Below are 17,068 nucleotides of genomic sequence, written 5' to 3'. Positions count from 1 at the left end.
ATCGCTATCCAAACTTTCTTTTCACACAGTGGGCTTATTTGGATTTTAAGTGATTTGATATGAGATTTATTGTGTTAGCGCCTTTACTAATTTTTATTGTATATAAGATAAAATGAAGGAATGGTGGAAATGAAATGTCTTTTTAAAGTTATAACAATTGCGCTTATAGCTGGGGCTATCAGCGGTTGCTCTGAGTTAGCGGAGATAGAAGAAAGAGGCTTTGTAGTAGGTGCCGCTTACGATATTGTTAAGGAAAAGAAATCTAATCCAATTATGAAAGGGACGTATCAAATGGTACTTCCCAGTAAGTTAACGCAAGAAGGTGGAAAAGGCGCAGGGAATAATTATATTGATGTGAGTGCAAAAGGAGATAGTGTGTTTGAACAAATACGAATAATCGCTAAAAAGATTAGTCGTACTTTATTTTTTCCACATATACAAGTAATCATTTTTTCTGAAGAATTACTATCGAATCCAAATGTTTTACAAAATACGTTAGATGTATACATTCGAGATCATGAAATGAGAAGAAATATTCGTCTATTTGTTTCTGAGAAAAATGCAGAAGCAATCTTGAAACAAAATGCAAAATCAGAAAATTTACCGGCACAGTATATTGATATGCTAGCTGAACACCCTCCTAAAAATGCTCAGATGGTTGAGGCAGCAAGAATTGGTGACGTGCAGGAAAAGATAATTTCAAACCGAAGTTTTGTACTACCTGTCTTAAAACCTACAAAACAGGGGATAGAAATGGATGGGGCTGCGTTGTTTCGTGGGAAGGATAACAAGTGTGTTGGAATGTTAAACGGCGAACAGACAGTGGGAATAAACTTTATAATCGGTGAAAAATTAGGAGGTTATTTTACCATACGTAAAAAGGACCAGCTTATTACATATGAAATTCATAAGCTACACCGAAAAATACAGGTATTTACTGAAAATACTACAAAACCGAAGTTTGATATTCATCTATTTCTCGAAGGTGCTTTAGCGGAGTTGCATTTTAGTGATCATAAAAAATTCATGAATGAAAAACGCTTAACGAAGGATATTTCAAAAGAGGTGGAACAAAGGATTCAAAAATCAATAAAGCTTGTTCAAAAAAAATATAAGGTAGATGTATTAGCGTTAGGAGAAGTATATAAGCGGCATAATTATAAAAAATGGAAGAAAATACGTAAGAATTGGGATCAAGGCGAAAATTATTTTAGTGATGCCCAAATTAATGTTCATGTTCATTCAATAATTGAACATTCAGGTTCAGCTTTACCCAAGAAAGTAAAATGAGTTAATTTGATTGGTTACCGAATTAGATATTAGCTGCCAAATATCAATACTAGCTATACCCCGTATTATATATTTTATTTTCATAACTTCGATTGCTTCATATACATTACCTGTATTTCTTACATAAATTATATAAGTGAACAAGCTTTTACACTTTTCTTTCAATTTCACCTTTTACTTTTCTTAATATTTTCTTTTCAACTAAAAAATTGACTGAATAATTTTTTATCAGAGGTTTGAAATAGATTAAGTAACTAGAGGTACCATGTCAAAAAAGCTTGTAATTTGGATAACATCCAAATTACAAGCTTTTTATTTTTTATTTAATTACTGCCACCAAATCCAAGCCCAAAGGTAATTTCTTATATTTCGAGGAGTAATGCGAATGAAGCGTTCACCGTCAAAGAAGCAATTTAAATTTGGAAGTGTTTCATCTGGATTTTCTGGAACAAAGGTGACGATGTTCTCGTTACTTGTAACGGTTACTGTAATTGGTGGATCGGTAGGCGAGACTTGAAGTTGTAACGAAATATTGGCCGTATTTTTAAACTCATTATTAACAGGTGGACTTATTACTTGTACTGTGAATAACACGATAATTGTTTCGTTTGGCTCTAAATTAGTGGCAACTAGGAAACCGATATTCGGATTCGCTAGTGGAGAGCGTTCACCGTTAATAAAGACAGTGCCGTTTATAAATTGTAAACCTGCTGGAATAGTATCTTGTAACGAAATATTTGAGAGTGAAATTTTGGAAGTATTTGTAATGCGTACCGTGTAATCAAAATATTGATTTAAATAAGCTGAGCTGACGGAAGCATTTTTCGTGACTGTTGTAGTTATAAATTGAACTGGTATACGAACAATATTTGAATTAACAATGAAAGTAATAATTGGATCCTGTGGTGTCAATTGAAAAGCAGCGGTAACTGTTGCAGAATTTATAATTGTACTGTTTGAAGGAATAGAAGTTACGAGGACTTGAAATGTTATAGTTGCTACTGTACCTGCAGATAAAGAACCAATATTAATACCAGTGTCTGGACGAACATTTGGAACCGAAGTACCGTTAATAGTTACGCTGTTTTCTATAAATGTTGTACCAGCTGGAATTGTGTCTATAACAGAAGTACTAATTGTCGGAATTGTGGAATCATTAAATACCTCTAATGTGAATGTAATAACATCTCCTATAACGACGATAGATTTGTCTGCTGTTTTCTCAATGTTAATTATTGGCTCGATTAATGTTGTTGTAACGGTATTTGTTTGCTTTGTAATTGTAATAGGTGGTTCATCTGGATCAATGATAACGGTATAGGAAACAGTAGCATCGTTATTAATTGTAGGTTGAAGAGTAGAAGAAGATATTGTCACTTGGAACGTAATAATGACAGAGTCATTATGAGCAAGATTTCCTAACGTAATACCATTTTCCGGATTCTCATTAGGCTGATTGATTCCGTTAATCGTAACACTACCAGCAACAAAAGTCGTATCTATTGGTATGGTGTCTATAACAAGAAGGTCTTCAATCGTTACATTACCGCTATTCATAATCGTAATTGTATACGTTAAAGTTTGAGCAGGTAAGGCATTCGTTACATCAACAGATTTTATGGCAATGACATTATCATTTTGGACAGTAGTTGTGACGGTATTTGTTGTAGTCGTATTTGTAACGGGTACGTTATTTGGGTTGACTATATAGTTAAAAGTAGTAATTGCGTTGTTGTTTAGTTCATTTGGTGTTGGAATAGTAGTCACAGTTACTTGGAATGAAACGATAGCATCTCCATCTACAATTATAGTACCAATTGGTATGCCGCTTACTGGATTCACTCCTGGAAGAGTTTCTCCGTTTACAATGACGCTATTTTCTATAAACGTAGTACCTTGAGGAATAATATCTTGAATGATTACATCATTTACTGCAACATTACCGGTTTGATTTAGTGTAATCGTATACGTTAACGCATCACCAACCGTTGCAAATGCAAGGTCAACAGTTTTATTACTATTCAAAGTCGCATGATTAATTGTTGTTACGGCAGCTGATGAAATAATAGTTTCGGTAATAGGCGGCTGGTTTGGTAACGTGTATTGGTATTCAATTGTACTCGTATTAGAGATTGGATTTGTTTGCGGAATTGAAGTAACCCGTACTTGGAATAGAATAGTTGCTGTCGTATTAGGCGGAATGTTATCAAGTTGTATCCCGCTAAGTGGATTATCATTTGGACGAGCGCTTCCATTCACAATAACACTATTCTCTATAAAGCTCGTATTTGCTGGGATGATATCTGTAACGATAATATTTTCCACTTGTATATTCCCATTGTTTGTGATGGAAATAGTGTAAGGGATAATCGTTTGTAGGTCAGCGTATTGGATAGGCGTTGTTTTTGTTGCAATTATATTAGCAGAAATAACTTCAGTGAAGGTAATATTACTAGTTGATATTTGTTCTTCGCTATTAATTGTATAACGAGAAGTGGATTGATTTTGAATACGACCACTAGCTGGAAGCGCTACGACAGTAACAGAAAATGTGACTGGGATAGAAATGTTAGGAGCAATCGTTCCTAACAATATACCGGTACTTGGATTGGCATTAAGCTGCGGAATGTTATTTACTAAAACGCTACCGTCTATAAAGGTTGTTCCACCAGGAATATTGTCTGTAAATACAAGAGCAGTAGCATCCGTATTCCCTGTATTTGTTAAAGTTGTTGTATAAGTTAAAACATCACCAATTGTTACAGAAGTCAAATCAACAGTTTTAAGTGAAACGATATCAGCATCATTAATTTGAACGAAAGTAGTGTTGGAAGTAGTCGATTTTTGAATTGGTGCAAAGTCAGGGTTGAAAATAAAGTCGTAGACGATGTTTGCAGTATTAGGTGTTGGGTTTGCAGCAGGTAAATTCGTAACCGAAACTTGGAATGTTATTGTAGCTACTTGACCTGATGTGATATTCGGGATGGAAAAGCCGATATTCGGATCTGCTGCAGGAAGTACAGTGTTGTTAACTGTTACACTCCCCGAAATAAATACTGTTCCATCTTCTATAATATCAGTAAAAAAGATGGAGTTAGTTGTAGTGGATCCGTTATTTTGAATGAGTACTGTATATTCAATAGTTTCATCAATATTAGCTAATACTGTATTAGCGGATTTTGTAGCGATAAGAATGGCATCAATAAATTGTATATTTGTAGTATTGGAAGATGTCGTTTCTGAAATTGGTGGTAAGCTTTGGTCTGGCTGATACTCATAGTGGATGACGGCGATATTATTCATGTTATTTTGAGAAGGTATCGAGTCTACATTTACTTGGAATGTAACGATAATTGTATTGTTTGGAAGGATAATATTAAGTGAGATTCCGGTACTTGGATTTTCGTTAGGTCTTGGTATGCCATCTACAAGAATGCTATCTGGAACGAATGTGGTGCCAGCAGCGATTGCGTCAATTAGGAGAGTATTTGTAATAGGTACTGTACCAGCATTTGTAACTGCGATGGTATATGTGATAATTTGACCGATGCGTGTAATGGATCTGTTAGCAGATTTAATTGCACTAACATTTGCTGTACGGACTTCCGTGTTTACTGTATTTGATAATGATCTACGCTGAATAATTGGAGAACTAGGGTCAATTTGGTATTCATATGAAGTGTCTGAGATGTTAATGACTGTATTGTCTTCAGGTATATTTGTAAGTTGTACTTGGAATGAAATAGTGACTGTTTCATCTGGTTGTATCGTGCCGAGAGTTACTCCATTTTCAGGATTCGTACCAGGCTGAATGACATTATTTATTGATAAGCTATCTTCAATGAATATTGTCCCTTCTGGAATGTTGTCAATGAACACCGTATTGTTAGCTGGAACCGTTCCGATATTTTGTAGTGTATTTGTGTAGGTAATAAATTGCCCGATGGAGACGAAAGTTACATCTGCGCTTTTAACGGAAATAATATTCGCATTTTGAAGTGATGTTGTAACAATGTTAGAATTTGCAGAGCGATTCACTGGTGGAGCTGTAGGAATACTTATATATTGGTAAGTTACTGAAGATTGATTTACAATTTCGGTTTCAGTAGGTGGATTATTTGTTTGTACTTGAAATAGTATTGTTTTGGAACTGTTTGGTGGAATCTTTCCAATTGGTATTCCGTTTTCGGGATTTGCATCAGGCTGAAGTACACCGTTAATTGTGACACTGTCGAGAACGAATGTAGTCCCAACTGGAATCGAATCTGTAAAAATAATATTTATTGCGTCAACATTGCCGCTATTTTTCACTTCAGAAATATAAAGTATAGTTCCGCCAATATCTACAGTTATTGGATTGGACGTTTTTGTAATTGTTAATTGTGCTTGCACGAAATTTGTAATGACAATATTACTTGTAGATGTTTCAGTAATAGGCGGTTGCCCTGGATCTGGTTGAATTGTATATGTTGTATTAGATTGATTTGTAATCGATTGTTGCGAGAATGGATCGTTAATAAGAACTTGGAAAGCAATAAGGTGAGTAGCGTTTGCTGCTAGGTTAGGCAAAGTAACACCTACATTTGGATTGGCACCAAGTATAGTTGTTCCGTTAAGTGTAAAACTATTGTCTACGAATGTAGTCCCTTCTGGAAGCGTATCTGAAAATATGAGATTCGTAGCTGGAATATTTCCGGTATTTTCTAGCGTTATCGTATAGGTCAAAATATCACCTGTTGTTGCTTGTTGTGCATTGACTGCTTTTAAAGAAAGAACATTCGCATCCGAAATTTGTGTGAAAGCTGGATTAGACGTAATTGTTCGAGAGATGATAGGAGCAGTTGGATCAGCGATAAAAGTATAGTCAATACGAGCTATATTAGAAATTGGATTCACGCTTGGAATGGATTGAACGATAACTTGGAATGTGACGGTGACGATTTCCGAAGGTGCAATGGAGTTTAATGAGATCCCTACGTTTGGATCAGTACCTGGAGCTGAAACACCATTAATGGTCACACTATCCGGAATAAATGCAGTTCCCTCTGGGACCAAATCTGTTAAAGTAACTGTATTTGCAGTTGTATTCCCGTTATTTTGAACGACTACAGTGTAAGTGATTGTACCGTCAGTAGACTGTACGAGGGAATCTGTATTTTTAATTACAGATAGTGATGCATCAACGACAGCTGTATTAACCGTATTAGATGAAGATGTTGCTGTAACTGGAGGTTGACTTGGGTCGACAATATAAGTGTAACTTGTAAGTGCTTGATTTATAATCGCTCCTTGCGGTGGAATAGAACTTGCAAGAAATTGGAACGTAATAGTAGCAGAATCACCTGGTGCGATAATACCAACTGGAATACCGAGAGTTGGACTTGCATCTGGAAGTGAAATCCCGTTAAGCGTGACACTATTTGGAACAAATAATGCCCCTTCAGGAACTCCATTAATGAGTAATACAGAATTTGCAGGGAAGTTTCCAGTATTCGTTAATGTTGCTGTATACGTAATGATATCTCCAATAGATACAATTGTACGATTTGCTTCTAAAACAGTTGTAACAGTCGCGTTATTAATTTGTGTGGAAGCACTATTAGAAGTTATTGTGCCTGTAACAGGAGGAGAGGTCGGGTTAACTATAAATTCGTATTGAATAGCTGCAACGTTTGTAATTGGGTTCGAAGGTGGAGTAGATGTAACTATGACTTGGAACGTAACGGCTGAGGAACTACCAGCATTCACGGTTCCGATATTAACCCCGTTATTTGGATTTGCCCCTGGAATGATACTTCCATTTACAGAAAAACTATTTTCAACAAAGGTCGTTCCAGCTGGAATAAGATCTGAGAAATTTAGATTCGTAGCGTTTGTATTGCCGCTGTTTTGTATTAAAACTGTATAAGTGATCGTGTCTCCAATATTCGCAAAGGCTGTACTAGCAGTTTTTACAGCTGAAAGTATTGCTGAATGAATAGAAGTAACGAAGACGTTCGTTTCCACATTGCCAGGCTGAGCCTGTAATGCATTGCCTACGTTATATTGGAAGTTAACAAATGCTAAGTTTTGGAGTTCAGGTGTGAACGTTGTTGGGTTGCTTGTGATTTGAACTTGGAACATGATTGTTACAGTTTGATTTGGAATGATTGTATTTATGCCAATACCGTCAATGATAGAAGCAGATGCTAATGGTGTGCCATCAACAATAACTGATCCTGCAACAAATTGTGTCCACGATGGAATCGGGTCTGAGAAAATAACGTTATTAGCAGGAATATTTCCTGTATTCGTAATCGTAGTTGTATACGTAATTGTATCACCAATCGTCGCAAAAGCTTTATCTCCGATTTTAGTAGTAGTTAAAATAGCACTTTCAATTGTTGTTGTAACACTATTTGAAGTAATGTTTTTTGAAACAGGAGGATTAGCTGGATTGACAATGTGTTGGAAACTAACACTAGCTTGATTGGTAATTGGATTTATAGGCGGAATTTCATCGGCACTAATATGAAATGTTACAATGACAGATTCGTTTGGCCCAATATCGCCAATTGGAACGCCTGTAATTAGGTCTGCATTTGGGATGGTAGTTCCGTTAAGTGTAAAACTATTCGGTTCAAAGGAAGTTCCGTCTGGAATTAGGTCGGTAAAAATAACATTCGTCGCACTAACATTTCCGCTATTTGTAATCGTAACTGAGTAGACAATATCTTGCCCAATATCTACTGCTTCCACATTTGAATTTTTTTGTGCAGTAAGGATAGCGCTATTAACTTGTGTTGTCGTTGTATTAGATTGATTAGAAGTTGAAATGAACGGCTGATCTGGATCAACAATATAACGGTAAGTGGTAAGAGCCGAATTAGAAATAGGATTGTTGATTGGGAGGGTTGAAACGATGGCTTGGAATGTGACGATTGATGTGTTTCCACCATTAATGGAACCGATATTTACACCAGTAGATAAATCAGCGTTTGGAATGGTTTGCCCATTAACTGTGAAACTGTTTGGAACGAAACTTAAATTGCTATCAAGCGTATCGATAACGGTAACATCAGTTGCAGTCACATTCCCTGTATTCGGGAGGTTAAGTGTAAATGTTATTGTATTACCAACATCCGCAAAAGTAAGATCTGTTGTTTTTGTACTTATAATATTCGCGTTGTTTATTTGAAGAAGCGTAGTGTTGGAAGTAGCCGCACTTAATACTGGAGGATTAACAGGATCAACAGTAAACTCATATGTTGTTGATGCTGTATTTGGTGCTGGATTAATAGGGGGAATGCTGTTCACTGTAACTTGAAAGACGATACTATATATTTCATTAGGCGGAAGTGTTGCAAGTAATACACCTGTATTTGGATTCGCGTCAGGTTGTAAAACACCATCGACAGTTAATGTGTTAGGAACAAATGTGACTCCATTTGGTAATACATCTGTGAATACAATATTAGTTGCATCTGTATTTCCTATATTCGAAATAGAAGTAGTGTAAAAAGCAGTTTGCCCGATATCTGCAAAGGATACACTTTCATTTTTCGTCATGGATAATAGTGCTTCTTTAATTTGCGTTGAAACAGGATTGCTAATTGAAGTTTCTGCATCAGGCGGTGAGACTAATTGGTACGATGTTGATGAGAAATTTACAATGGGGTTTTCAGTTGGTAATGACGTTACAGTAACTTGGAACGAAATTGTTACTGTAGTCCCAGCTGTTATAGTTCCGATATTTACACCGTTCACTGGATTTGCACCACTTTGAAGAATTCCATTAATAGAAAATGTGTCTGCAATAAATGCTGTTCCGCTCGGTACGGTATCTGTGAATATAACATTTTGCGCAGATGAGTTTCCATTGTTTGTTAAAGCGACAGTATAAGTGAGTGTGTCTCCAATACGACTAAAGGATTTATCGACTTGTTTTAATGAAAGAATGGTAGCTGTATTAATCGTAGTGAACACTGTGTTTGAAGTAACGGTCCTTGAAACAATAGGGGCATTAGGATCAGCGATAAATGTGTAAGAAGCAGTAGCGGAATTGGCAATAGGATTTTGGGCTGGTGTAGAAGTAGCGGTAACTTGAAATGCTATAGATATTGAGCTGTTAGGAGCAATTAATCCAATTGTAATACCTGTATTAGGGTTGAGCCCGATTTGTGTGATGCCATCTATTGTAACGCTATCAGTTATAAACGTCGTACCATCTGGTATGAGGTCAGTGAAAGTAATATTCGTAGCGTTTGTATTACCGCTATTCGTTAAAATTGTCGTATAGGTAATGGTATCACCTAGTGTTACAAGTGTTTGATCTACAGATTTCACCATCGTTATCATAGCATCTAGTACCGGGTTTGTAACGATATTTGTTGAAATAGAAGTTGTAATAGGAGTTCCGTTTGGATCGACAGTATAAGAATATAAAATTGTGTCATTACCCATAATCGAATTTGAAGGGGGAACAGAAATAACATTTACTTGGAAAGTAACAGTTACTGTTTCACCCGGTGCGATATTTGGTATAGTTACTCCCAGTGCTGGTTGTGCACCAGACTGCTGAACGCCATTTATCGTGAATGAATTTGGTATAAAGGTAATGCTAGCTGGAATAGCGCTTGTGAAAGTAATATTCGTAGCGGCTGTATTTCCTGTATTTGTAATAGTAGTTGTATACGTAATCGTATCTCCAACTGAAACGATAGATTTATCAGCACTTTTTTGGGTTGTTAAAATTGCACTATTAATAGTTGTCGAAACAGCATTAGATACATTCATTTGTGATACGGAAGGTTGGCTAGGGTCGACCACATGTGAAAATTGTACAGAACTAGAATTAGAAATTGGATTTATACTTGGAATATTTGTAACAAGTACGTTGAGAGTAATCACAGCCGTTCCGTTTGGATTTATATTTCCAATCTGAATCCCGTTAGCTGGATTTCCGATCTGCTGTGTACCAGAATCGTTTGTAAGAGTGCCAGATATGAATGTCGTTCCGTCAGGTAAAATATCTGTGAAAATTATATTTTGTGAAGTAACATTTCCAGGGTTACTTAATGTAATCGTATAAGAAATTGTATCGCCAATTGTTGCGAAAGTTTTATCTACAGATTTAACAAGTGTAATTTCTCCGGAATTTATTTGTGTCGAAACCGGATTGGATGTCGTACTTCTTGAAACGAGTGGTAAATTAGGTCCTGTCATAAATTGATAATCAATAGAAGCGCCATTTACAACTGGTGAGTTTGGCCCCCCAGGTCCAATTGTGAAAATTGGATTTGGAATGCTAACTACTTGCACGCGGAAGGTAATGTTTGTAAAATCTCCTGCAATAATATCCCCAATTGGTACCCCATTCGCTGGATTTACCCCAGGTAATAAAACCCCGCCTACTCGAACGCTATCCGCTATAAACACTGTATTATTTGGAATCGGATCTGTAAAAATGATATTCGTAGCAGTTGTGTTTCCTATATTCTCCAATAAAACAGTATACGTTAAAAATGAATTTCCAGGTGCTACGTCAGAAAATAGTCGATCCACACTTTTCGTTGCTTGAATAATCGCTTCGTTAATTTGAACTAAAGTTGGATTACTTGTAGCTGTTTCTGTCACCGGCGGCTGGGTAGGATCAACAATGATCGAGTATGTCGTGCTAGACTGGTTCAAAGTTGGATTTGTAACTGGTATTGAGCCAACGATAGCTTGAAAGCTAATTGTTGTCGTTCCTCCAACTGGAATTGAGTCTAAAGAAATCCCGCTATCTGGTCTAAATCCAAGTTGTGGGATGGTATTAATTTGTACGCTATCAGGAACGAATGAAAGTTCAGGTGGTAATATATCGATAAAAACAGGTGTGTTTGCGGTAGTATTTCCGCTATTGGTGAGGGTAGTTGTATACGTAATTGTATCTCCAACAGCAGCAAATGCACTGCTTGCAGTTTTTGTTGCGATAACGGAAGCAGTATTTACTTGTGTAAAAGTTTTATTAGATTGAACTGTTCGTGAAACTGGCGGTTCATTTATACCTACAATAAAGCTATATTGAAGCGATGATTGGTTTGGGATTGGATTCGGATTTGGGAGTGATGTAATGTTTACTTGAAAACTGAGTGTAGCAGATGCATTTGAATTCAAGTTGCCAATATTGATACCATTTTGTGGATTTGCATTAGGAATAGTTGTTCCATTTACCGTAAAACTGTTTGGAATAAATGATGTACCATTTGGAATTACATCTGTAAAAATAACATTGTTTGCGGTAGTATTACCGGAATTAGTAATGATAGCAGTGAAAGTCAGTGTATCTCCAATAGTAGCAAATCTTGAATTGACAGTTTTATTTATAGAAAGAGTTGCATCAATAATTGGCGTAACCGTCGTATTCGTAACTGTACTACCAACAGCGGGTGATTGGTTTGGATTTACGGTATATTCATAATTTACAAGAGCATTATTTGTTAATGTGCCACTAGGTGGTATCGCTAAAATTTGTGCTTGAAAAGTAATGAATACAGTATCTCCTGGGGGAATATCTGCTAAGTGAATACCAAGTGATGGATCTAACCCTGGCTGCGGAATATTATCGATAGTTACAGAGTTTGGCACAAATGAGGCGCCTGCACCGAGTCCATCTGTTAAAACTGTAGCGCTAGCAGGGATATTCCCTGTGTTCGTAACTGCAATCGTATAAGTAACGATATCCCCAATTGCAGCTGTCGGTGTATTCACTGACTTCGTAGCGACGATTGTAGCGTTATTAATTTGAGTTGTTATTACGTTACTTAACGCATTGGCGGACGCTGGAGGTAAGTTAGGATCTATGACATATTGGTACGCTGTATTGCTTTGGTTCGGGATTGGATTTGGACTAGGAATGGAATTTACTATTACTTGAAATGAGATTGTTGCACTTGTATTAGGGTTTATTGGATCAATTGCAATTCCACTTGCTGGGTTTGTATTAGGAAGTGTATTGCCATTTACTGTTACACTATTAGGAATAAATGATGTTCCGTTTGGAATTACATCTGTAAAAATTACATTTGATGCAAGTGTGTTCCCGTTATTCGTTAAAGTAGTTGTATACGTAATAATATCATTTACGTTAGCAAAGTGTTTATCTGCCGATTTTACAGCGGCAATCGTAGCGTTATTAATAGTTGTCTGTACGGTGTTAGAGGCCACCATCTGCGTTACAACTGATTTGGATGCGTCGTATGTGTATTGGAATGTAGTGCTCGATTGATTCGTAATCGGATTTGGACTAGGAATAGTTGGTACAGAAACTTGGAATGCAACAGTACGTGATGAATTCGCTCCTATCGTCCCAATTAAAATGCCATTAGCAGGGTTTGCATTTGCTATAGGGACACCGTTAATCGTTACAGTATTAGGAAGGAAGATGGTACCAGCTGGAATGATATCTGTAAACGTTACGTTAGAAGCAGGGATATTGCCGTTATTTGTTAAAATTGTTGCATACGTTATGACAGCGCCAACATCAGCGAAATTTGTACTTGTTAGTTTTGTGGCAACAATATTAGCAGTATTAATTTGCGTCGTTACTATATTGCTAGTAGCGTTTCTGACAACGGCAGGTAAACTTGGATCTGCGATAAAGCTATATTGAAGTGCAGCGCTATTTTGAACTGGATTTGGTGAAGGTAAACTATTTGCACTTATTTGAAAAACAATCGTTGTAAAACCACCTGAAGGAATGGAGCCGACTTGAAGACCGGTACTAGGGTCTGCACCTTGTTGTAAAGTACCACCTATAAAAATACTATTTGGTACGATAGTGGAGCCATTAGGGATTATATCGGTAACAATAACATTATTTGCTGTAGTATTGCCAAGATTAGCTAAAGAAATTGTATATGTGATTGGTTGCCCGACATCGGCGATAGTTAAATCTACTTCTTTGACAATCACTACATTTGCTAAATTAATTTGTGTACTTACAGTGTTACTTACAGATGTTTCTATAGTTGGTGGATCGCCCGGATTTAGAATAAAGCTATACTGTGTACTAGATGAATTTAATGTTGGATTTTGTGTTGGTAAAGAGGTGACGGTTACTTGATAAGAGACAGTAAGTGAGCCATTAGCAGCAATGGAAGGTAGTGGAACACCTATATTTGGATCTGCGTTATTTTGAAGTACACCATTAATAAGAAAAGTATTTGGAATAAAGGTAGTACCGTCTGGATTCGTATCTACGAAAGTAGGGCTATCAGCAGAAACACTTCCTGCATTCGTCAAAGTAACAGTATAAGTTAATATATCCCCTACGGTAGCGAACGCTCGATCCACTGTTTTGGCTGAAATGACATTTGCATCGTTTACTTGAGTAAATGTAGTGGTTGAAGTAGTGTTCTTACTTACAGGTGAAGTGTTTGGATCAACGATAAAGTTATAGGAGATGGAAGCGCTATTTGAAATAGGGTTTGGATTTGGAATGCTAGTGATTACTACTTGGAATGAAGCTGTAATTGTAGTATTAGCATTGATGCTACCAATATTGATGCTAGCTGGTGTAACGCCTGGCTGAGTAACACTGTTAACTATAACGCTGTTTGGGACAAAAGCGGTTCCATTCGCAATTGAATCAGATAGTAATACATTGTTCGCTGCAACATTTCCATCGTTAGTAAGAGCAAAGGTGTAAGTTAATACATCACCAACTTCCGCAAACGTTTTATCTACAGATTTATTAGCATGGAGATTTGCTAGTCTAATTGTTGATGTAACAGAATTAGAATTTGCTGTTTTTGAAGTCGGTGGCAAACTTGGATTTACAGTATATAGATAAGAAGCGAAGGCGTTATTAATGATAGGATTTTGGGTCGTAATATTGATGACTGTTACTTGAAAGGATAAGGTGAAAGTAGCTCCTCCTGGTATTGTACCAATAGGTACGAAAACGAGTGAATCTACATTTTGTAAAACACCGTTGAGTGTTACCGAACCTGGTGTTAATATCGTTCCATTTGGAAGTGAATCTGTTAGCTGTACGTTAGTTGCAGCTGTATTTCCACTGTTTGTAATAAGGATTGTATAACTTATCGTTTCGCCAATTGTGGCAAATTGTTTGTTAGTTGATTTTGTTAATGTTACATTCGCATTATTAATTTGAGTGGAAACGAGATTAGAAGAAATGTTTTTTGTAACTGGTGATTGGCTAGGGTTGACGGTATATTGATAAGAAGCGCTTGATCCATTAAATACGACGTTTGACGCGGGTATTGTATTTACTACTACTTGAAATGAAACATTTTTTGTTGTACCAGTTGGGATGGATCCAATGTTCACACCGTTAGCGGGATTTGCGCCCACTTGTGTCGTGCCATCAATTGTTACACTGTTTACAACAAAAGTTGTTCCAGTAGGAATGACATCTGTAAAAATAACATTGTTTGCATTCGTATTACCTGTACCTGTAAAGGAAACGGTGTACGTTAGTATATCACCAATATCTGCAAAATTTTTATCTACTGCTTTCGTCATTGTTACAGTAGCATTATTCACTTGAGTGGAGACAATATTCGTCGTATCAGTCCCGCTTACTGCCGGTTGATTTGGCACAGGAATGTATTGATAAGTTGTTGTACCACTATTTAATATGGGATTTGTTTGCGGGATAGAAGGAACGAATACTTGAAATGAAACCGTAGTCGTAGAATTAGCAGCAATAGATCCAATTGATATACCAGTAGCGGGATTTGCGCCAGCTTGGGTAACTCCGTTCACAGTTACGCTCCCTGGAATGAAAGTAGTCCCGCTAGGAATCGGGTCCGTATATATAACATTTGTTGCAGCGATATTTCCTATATTAGCTAAGGCAATACTGTAAGTTAGCGTTTCACCAATATCGGTAAAAAGTTTATTAACTGATTTTGTGCCATTAATATCTGCGAGGTTAACTTGTGTTCCAGCAGAGTTGCTTGTTGCAAGACCGTTAAAGGTCGTTCCACCGGCGATTGGTGTATATTGAAATGTAATATTAGCAGTGTTAGAAATCGGATTTGGATTTGGCAGAGAAACGACAGTCGCTTGGAAAGTTACTGTACGAGAAGCACCATTATTGATTGTTCCAAGAGATATACCAGCGGCAGGATTTGCATTTGTTTGTGGTATGTTATCTACCATTACAGTGCCAGGTATAAAGGAAGTCCCATTAGGGAGAATGTCTGTCAAAATAACGTTATTGGCGGGAAGAAGTCCGGTATTAGGGATAGTAACTGTATAAGTGAGAATGTCTCCAATTGTAGCTACACTTTTATTCACGCTTTTCGTTGCTTGTATATTAGGTGAGTTTATATTAATTTGTAAACCGACTGTATTTAACATGTATGCATCTCCTTTAGTTGTTAAACGGATTGCGGCAGATACTTGAGAATTTGTTAAATAGGGAGAAATATCAATGGAAGTAATGTCCCAGCCTTGTCTTCCTGCAGAGATGTTTGTACCTGAAGAAGCACTTTGATTTCGCGTTCCAAATGTCCCTGTTGTATCTAAGTTTCCTGCAGCATTATTAATTTGGGAACCGAAGAAATTATTTATGGCATTATTTGGTCCGGATAAAGCGTTTAATGAACTGAAATTTGGTCCGAATAGAGCCTGATCCCCAATTAAATCAGCATCCCCTTCGGTAGAACTCAAAAATAATCGTCCGCTTACAGGTCCTCCGGAAGGTGTTAAAAATCCTGAAACAGCTACATCTGCACTACCGGTATCAGCAGAAACACGGTTACCCGCTACATAAATGGTTAAGTTTCTTGCTGGCAATGTCCCATTTTGATAAGCGACAATGAGCGTCCATCCAGAAGAATTGATAGCCCCATTAGAAGCATCTAAAGGATCAACAAGTCCAGGGACAGAGCCAGTTGTATAAGAGCCAGATCCAGCAGCTTGAACGAGAGATGTTACATCTGCAGAACGTGTATAGAATCCAAATGTGACAGATCCAGAAACGAAAGTTTGATTTGAAGCTGTAACAGCCGAAGGGGTAATTGGGTATGTTGAAACAGGTGTAGTAAAAGAAACAGGGTTTCCTAAAACACTCGTAATGTTTTGATCACGAGATAAATAGTTTCCACCCCAAACGAGTTCTGCGTAAAGAATCGTACTACCAGCAGGGATATTTAATACAGCGGTAGAACTATTTTGTGTATAGTTTAACGTTGTACCAGCAGGAAAAGTAGGTACTTGTAAAGCGGTATTCGTAGTTACGAATGCACCAATTGCCCCGATTGTACCAGCACGGTTTTGGTTACTAATTTTACTTAAACCTAGTGTGTTCCCTGTAATCGCAAGTGCCCCGTTAGTAGTGGTAGAAAATCGATTCGTAATGGGCATTTTTTCACCTCATTTGCATATAGTTTTGGTCAAAATACGATATGCATATAAACAATCAAAAGGAACATGTATAATTGAACTATAAATTCCTTCCTTAATCATTGGAAGGAATTTAATAGTAACAAGGGCTATTTTTAAATCAGTTAATATTAACATTAAAGGAAACTCCAGGGACACAAACATTGATTTATAAAACTGCATTTGTTCCTCTATTTTGTTTATTTTGACTTTTGGATAGCACCACATGCCCATCAACTTAAGAATTTAGAATTACCCCAAAATGAAAAAAATAAGCTTTTTGTTACTTAATAACGGTGTGTCTGTAGCCCTAAAAGGGGCATTTAATTATTAGAATATAATTATTACATTATCGCATACAGTAAAACATATATTTAATAATAGGAAACAGGATTAATAC

At 36.9% G+C, this 17,068-nt stretch carries 2 protein-coding genes; one reads left to right on the top strand and one right to left on the bottom strand.

The genetic code is table 11. From position 1 onward, the window contains the following. Positions 1-129 precede the first annotated feature (129 nt). The gene (locus KVT31_RS24610; RefSeq protein ID WP_061531599.1) at positions 130-1,290 is read left to right on the top strand and encodes a Ger(x)C family spore germination protein; all 1,161 of its coding nucleotides are present in this window, start codon (positions 130-132) and stop codon (positions 1,288-1,290) included. 327 nt (positions 1,291-1,617) lie between these two features. Here KVT31_RS24610 and KVT31_RS24605 read toward each other — a convergent pair whose 3' ends face one another. Then, positions 1,618-16,650 carry a beta strand repeat-containing protein gene (locus tag KVT31_RS24605; protein ID WP_163095855.1) on the bottom strand — a complete coding sequence of 5,011 codons (15,033 nt, stop codon included), beginning with the start codon at positions 16,648-16,650 and terminating at the stop codon, positions 1,618-1,620. Positions 16,651-17,068: the final 418 nt, after the last annotated feature.

The sequence above is a fragment of the Bacillus sp. GbtcB14 genome (assembly GCF_019091205.1).
GTDB classification, from domain to species: Bacteria; Bacillota; Bacilli; order Bacillales; family Bacillaceae_G; genus Bacillus_A; species Bacillus_A cereus_AG.
Note: the sequence above shows the minus strand (reverse complement) of the source record. Positions and strands in the feature narration are given on the sequence as shown.

Excerpts from the sequence above, each read along its gene's own strand:
- KVT31_RS24610 (WP_061531599.1), top strand. The coding sequence starts at position 130 with ATGAAATGTCTTTTTAAAGTTATAACAATTGCGCTTATAGCTGGGGCT.
- KVT31_RS24605 (WP_163095855.1), bottom strand. The coding sequence starts at position 16,650 with ATGCCCATTACGAATCGATTTTCTACCACTACTAACGGGGCACTTGCG.